Annotated in this window: 6 protein-coding genes and 1 pseudogene; 6 read left to right on the forward strand and 1 reads right to left on the reverse strand. The window is 38.0% G+C overall.

The genetic code is table 11. The features are described from left to right. Positions 1-221: 221 nt before the first annotated feature. The gene (petP, locus tag V7K25_RS20905; RefSeq protein WP_334881037.1) at positions 222-413 is read right to left on the reverse strand and encodes a cytochrome b6f subunit PetP; all 192 of its coding nucleotides are present in this window, start codon (positions 411-413) and stop codon (positions 222-224) included. A 149-nt stretch (positions 414-562) separates the two neighbouring features. Between petP and V7K25_RS20910 the strand changes: the two genes are divergently transcribed. The 6 genes and pseudogenes from V7K25_RS20910 to V7K25_RS20935 all read left to right on the forward strand — a co-directional run. Then, a complete protein-coding gene (locus V7K25_RS20910) occupies positions 563-1291 on the forward strand; it encodes a Uma2 family endonuclease (protein ID WP_335160380.1) in 729 nt (242 codons plus the stop codon). Between the two features lie 28 nt (positions 1292-1319). Further along, positions 1320-1605: pseudogene (locus V7K25_RS20915) on the forward strand (hypothetical protein); the annotation flags it as partial. A gap of 237 nt (positions 1606-1842) precedes the next feature. Beyond that, on the forward strand, positions 1843-2688 hold the full coding sequence (locus V7K25_RS20920; RefSeq protein ID WP_335160381.1) for an ABC transporter permease: 846 nt from the start codon (positions 1843-1845) through the stop codon (positions 2686-2688). 76 nt (positions 2689-2764) lie between these two features. Beyond that, the gene (locus V7K25_RS20925) at positions 2765-4156 is read left to right on the forward strand and encodes an ABC transporter ATP-binding protein (protein WP_335160383.1); all 1392 of its coding nucleotides are present in this window, start codon (positions 2765-2767) and stop codon (positions 4154-4156) included. Between the two features lie 152 nt (positions 4157-4308). Next, the gene (locus tag V7K25_RS20930) at positions 4309-4830 is read left to right on the forward strand and encodes a class I SAM-dependent methyltransferase (protein WP_335160384.1); all 522 of its coding nucleotides are present in this window, start codon (positions 4309-4311) and stop codon (positions 4828-4830) included. Between the two features lie 22 nt (positions 4831-4852). Further along, positions 4853-5802 (forward strand): class I SAM-dependent methyltransferase (locus tag V7K25_RS20935; protein WP_335160385.1); only part of this gene is annotated, 950 nt, incomplete at its 3' end.

Consider the following 5802-nt stretch of genomic DNA (forward strand, 5'->3'; position numbering starts at 1 on the left):
AGTACGCGCTTGCCTTGACTTGCCAATAATTTGGCGGCGGCGATCGCAATTTTGGTACGAGCGGTGCCGCCTTTGCCCAAAAATGTCAATATTAGAGCCATTATTTGATTCCTATTTTCACCGCCGATCTTTTCAACTCCAACTTAGCACTCAACAAAGAATTTCAGCCTGTGCAATAAATTTCAGATACCAAGAAAAACCCGGATCTGAGTTCTTTACAACTACACAGGCTTGATTTCATCTTCAAAAAACCAAGTAGAAGTTTTGTCTTCAAACAGCACCACTACACCGATTCCAGCACCATCGGTGACTTTATAGCCTTGGATGATACCCACTTGCCCTAGTTTTTTTACAACAGGGGCAGAAACGCGATCGCGCAAGCGAAAGACTTTAACCTTTTGTCCGATTTCCATGCCTGATTACAATGCAACAAACCTTCGTCTCAGTGTAGCGGAATCCGTGACTCAGCTTTCACAAATTCAGTGGAGATGAGAAAGAAAATTCCATACTCCTGACCTCACAGCTTAAAATTAAATTAACAATTCAGACAGGTACAACCATAATGTTTGTCACAGCGCAGCAGCTAGAACAGCAGATGCCCGATGCAACTCGGTTGTTAAGTGATGAGCCGGAGATGGAAACTTCATTGCACTATATGCAGCTACTGCTGCTAGTAACTTCCCTTGAGTGGCTATGGCGTGACTCTAATGATTTCTTTATAGGTGCGAATCTAACAATTTATTTTAGCCGTCAGCAGCTGCGAAATCGAGATTTTCGAGGCCCAGACTTTTTTTTGGTCAAAGATACCGAAAAGCGATCGCGTAATTCCTGGGTAGTCTGGGAAGAAGATGGTCGTTATCCAGATTTGATTATTGAATTACTTTCTGAAAGTACGGCTGATATTGACCGGAATTTGAAGAAAAATCTTTATGAAAATCGATTTCACACACCAGAATATTTTTGGTTCTCGCCGGAAAATTTGGAATTTGCCGGTTTTGAATTGGTAGGTAACAAGTATCAGGAAATTACCCCAAATGCCCGGGGATGGTATTGGAGCGATGTGCTTAGGCTGTATTTAGGCATAGAAGGAGGTAAATTACGCTACTTTACACCCGATGGTGATTTAGTTCCAACCCCAGAGGAAGCTGCTATTATAGCCCAGCAGCAGGCATCACAAGCCCAGCAGCAGGTATATGATACACAATTGCAGTTGGAACAAGAACGGCTGCGATCGCAACGCTTGGCTGAACATTTGCGATCGTTAGGAGTTAATCCAGATAGCTTGAGTTAAGCAAGCAAAGTAGTAGTCATGTATCAAAGTTTTCTACGATCACTACGAAAATCATTTGCGTGCCTTTCAACTCATAGGCACTCGCTACGAGGCAATATCTTTACTAGAGAACCGCTTCTGGTTGGAAGAGTTAGAAATAGGATTAGGTCTTTGGCAGAGTACTTATCAGCAGACAGCAGGCTTGTGGTTACGTTGGTATAATTCAGAGGGTTGGGTGCCTACATCAAAAAAAAGCTGAACAAGAACGCCAACGGGCTGATAAATTAGCAGAATATTTGCGATCGCAAGGAGTTGATCCAGATAGTTTTAGTTAAGTAAAAACTCGCGTCCTTAACAAGAAAACCAGCCTTGTCGCCAGTATTTATATTTTTAGGGAAAATATACTTAGCAATAGCCTATTTATTATATAATTACCAAGACGATTTGGGTACGTTTTTGTAGTAATAATGTATTCCCCAAAAAACACAAGGATACTTTCATCGCTATAAAGCTTTATAGAGAAAAATGGGGCGTGTAAGTAGTGAATAAGGAAGCGGTAATTGTTACAAAGAATGCGAGGATTTGTACGTAAAGCAAGTAATATAAGGCGCATCCTGCCGATACATGAACCATTGTGGGCAAAGTTTGACTTGCTGAGAACTTTGGTGCGTCGGGATTTAGAGGCGCGGTACAAGGGTTCTGTTTTAGGCAATTTATGGCCTTTACTAAATCAGCTATCACAATTACTGATTTACACTTATGTGTTTTCGATCGTGTTGAAGGTGAAGTTAAGTGTGAAAAGTTTACCAGAAAATAACTTCACTTTTGGTCTATGGCTATTTGCGGGATTAGTACCTTGGATTGCTTTTAGTGGTGGTTTGAATCAGGCTGCCAGTTCCGTAATCGTACAGCCAAATTTAGTCAAGAAAGTGGTGTTTCCTTTAGGATTGTTACCACTAGTGCCAATTTTATCAGGTTTTATTGAGAGTTCCTTTGGTTTAATAGCATTGATTTTTTTTGTGGCGAGCAGTTCTCATACTCTACACACTACCTTGGCATTATTGCCGTTGGTCTGGATACCGCAGTTATTGCTAACGGCAGGATTGGGCTATTTAGCGGCGGGACTAACGGTATTTTTGCGAGATATCCCGCAGAGTTTAGGGGTAATTTTAAATATTTGGATGTATTTGACACCAATTATTTATCCAGCTTCAGCAATTCCAGAGGAATGGCGGCGATTGGTATTTTGGTTAAATCCGATGACAGCGATCGTTGAAGGATATAGAGATTTAATTTTAGTAGGAGAAGTCAAACATTGGGGCGAGTTAGGAGTTTCCTCGCTAATTGCGTTAGTAATTTTTTGTAGCGGATTGTGGTGTTACCGTCGTCTGCGTCCAGCTTTTGCAGATGTATTGTAAGCACGAATGTTAAAGTTTAAATGCCATAATTGTCTTTGAGTTATAGTATGGTAGTTTTGAGGATTAATAGCAAAATATGGGAGAGAAAATTGTAATTTCCCTCAATAATGTATCTAAGTCTTTTAAACGGTATGCTCGTCCTGTAGATCGACTCAAAGAAATTGTGTTACCAGGAAAAAGTAGAGCAGATGAATTTTGGGCGCTGCGGGATATTAACTTGAATATTCCCAAGGGAGAGACTGTAGGAATTATTGGTCAAAATGGATCTGGCAAAAGTACACTCCTACAAATTATTGCCGGAACTATGACTCAAACTAAAGGTGATGTAAAAGTTAATGGTCGAGTTTCTGCATTGCTAGAGTTAGGAAGTGGATTTAACCCAGAGTTTACCGGGAAACAAAACGTATTTTTTAATGGACAGATACTCGGCTTAAGTAAAACAGAACTTGAACAGAAATTTGAAGAAATAGCTGCATTTGCAGATATAGGAGATTTTATTGATGAACCTGTTAAAACTTATTCCAGTGGTATGTTTGTCCGCTTGGCATTTGCAGTAGCTATTAATGTGAACCCGGAAATTTTGATTGTAGATGAAGCTTTGTCTGTGGGAGATGGCGTGTTTGTGCATCGCTGCATGGCAAAAATTAAAGATTTTCAAGACTCTGGTGGAACTATTTTGTTTGTATCTCATGATATAGCATCTGTAAATCGTCTATGTTCAAGTGCTATTTGGATTAATCATGGTCAAATCGTTGAAAAAGGTACTCCAGTAGATATTAGTAAATCATACCAAGCCTGGGTATACGAAAAGATAAATGATGGAATTAGAAATAAGACAGAGTGCTTAAGTGATTCGCAACCAGATATAGAAATAATCAAAAATCATGAAGGAAATATAGAAGTTAAATCGGATAAATATATAGAAAATTTAAATCAAAATTGCTTCACTAATAAAGAATTCCTAGCGTTTGCGACAGTTAAGAGGTTTGGTACTGGTCGTTGTGAAATTTTAAGCTTAGAAATTTTGAATAACGAAGGGCAAAAGACAGGTTTTGTTATGCCTGATGATACTTTGATAATCTGCACAAAAATTGTCAGTCACGACCACGTTGAAAGTCCCATCTTTGGGATTACAATGTATGACAGATTAAGAGTACCAATTGCTGGATGGAACACACATCAGTATAAACATCCATTACCTAAATTTGAAAAAGAAAAATTGATTAGTGTAAGTTTTAAAATAAAATGGCCTCATATTAAAAGTGATACTTATTCCCTTGAACCAGCGGTAGCCGATGGTAGCCAGGAAAGCCATGAAATGATGGATTGGTTGCAAGCTCCTATGGCTATACAGTCAGGAGTTACCGATTTAACTTTTGGTTTTATTAGATTTACCAAAGTTACTGTTTCCCATGAGGTCGATATTTTCTTAACAAATCAATTATTAACAAATACCTTAGCAAAATGATTTGTTATTGTTGCGGATCGAGTAATTTAGAAACTTACGATGTTTTGTGGAAAGAACTAATTGATGAATGGCGTATAGCACCTTATGAAGTCGAATATATTAACAAACAGCAAGGTTTACAGTGTATAGACTGTAAGTCTAACTTACGATCAATGTCACTAGCTAAAGCAATAATGAAATGTTTTAGCTATACAGGGGTTTTTAAAGATTTTGTGAAACAGAAGGAAATCCAAAAATTAAAAATACTAGAAATCAATGAGGCAGGGGGTTTAACAAAGTTTTTAATTGAAATAGCGGGTCATACTTTAAAAGTATATCCTGAAATAGATATGATGAATATGAACATTGGAAATATGGCTTTTGATTTGGTTGTTCATTCAGATGTTTTAGAACACATAAAGCATCCAATTCGAGGTTTATCAGAGTGCTACAGGGTATTAAAGCCTGGGGGATATTGTGCTTTCACTGTACCTATGATTGTTGATAGGCTAACTATTTATAGAGAAGGTATGCCTGCAAGCTATCATGGTTCTCAAGAAAATCAACCAGATTTTATAGTTCATACAGAATATGGATGTGACGCGTGGAAGCACGTAATCCAAGCAGGATTTTCAGAGTGTCGGCTGTTCTCTGTTGATTATCCTTCTGCACAAGCGTTAGTAGCAGTAAAGTAATTTTATAAGGTTGATAGGAAGTATGGAATTTACAGGTGAGAGATACGTTCCTTCTCTAAATGGTCAAATTAAATATGAGCACCTACATCGATATGCTTTATGTGTTGACTATGTAGCTGGTAAACATGTATTAGATATTGCTTGTGGTGAGGGATATGGTTGTGCCTTGCTTGCAACTGTAGCCAAATCAGTAGTTGGAGTTGATATCAGCTCTGAAGTTGTAAAGTATGCCACTAATGAGTATAGCAATCATAATAATGTAAGATTTATAGTGGGTACATGCGACTCAGTACCACTACCCGATAATTCAGTTGACGTAGTAACATCTTTTGAAACAATTGAGCATCACGATAAACATGAAGAAATGATGCAGGAGATTAAGCGAGTTCTTAAGCCGGATGGAGTATTAATTATTTCCTCCCCTAATCGCTTAACTTATTCAGATGAACCTAAATATTCTAATCCATTTCATGTCAAAGAACTTTATTATGATGAATTAGCAGCCTTATTGAGACGTTATTTTGGTTGTGTTGAGATTTATGGGCAAAGAATAGCTATAGGTTCTTTCATATTTCAATTAGAAAATTCCAAAGCAAATATTTTTAAAGCTTATACAACAGACGGGAAGAGAGTCGAGCAAAAAGTTTCTAGTTTAAATGCACCCATTTATTTTTTTGCAATATGTTCTAACAATAATTTTACTACTAAGCCAGCTATTGATTCAGTTTATATTGATAGCCATGATGATTTGTTGAAGGTCATGGAAAGAGTTTGGCATCAAACTGGCGAAGTTTTAGAGCGATCGCAATCTCAACTACAACAGACTCAAGCTGAATTGGAGCGATCGCAATCTCAACTGCAACAGACTCAGACAGAATTAGAGCGATCGCAATCTCAACTACAACAGACTCAAGCTGAATTGGAGCGATCGCAATCTCAACTGCAACAGACTCAGACAGAATTAGAGCGATC

Origin of the sequence: Nostoc sp. (genome assembly GCF_036919495.1) — a bacterium.
In the GTDB taxonomy this organism is placed as follows: domain Bacteria; phylum Cyanobacteriota; class Cyanobacteriia; order Cyanobacteriales; family Nostocaceae; genus Nostoc.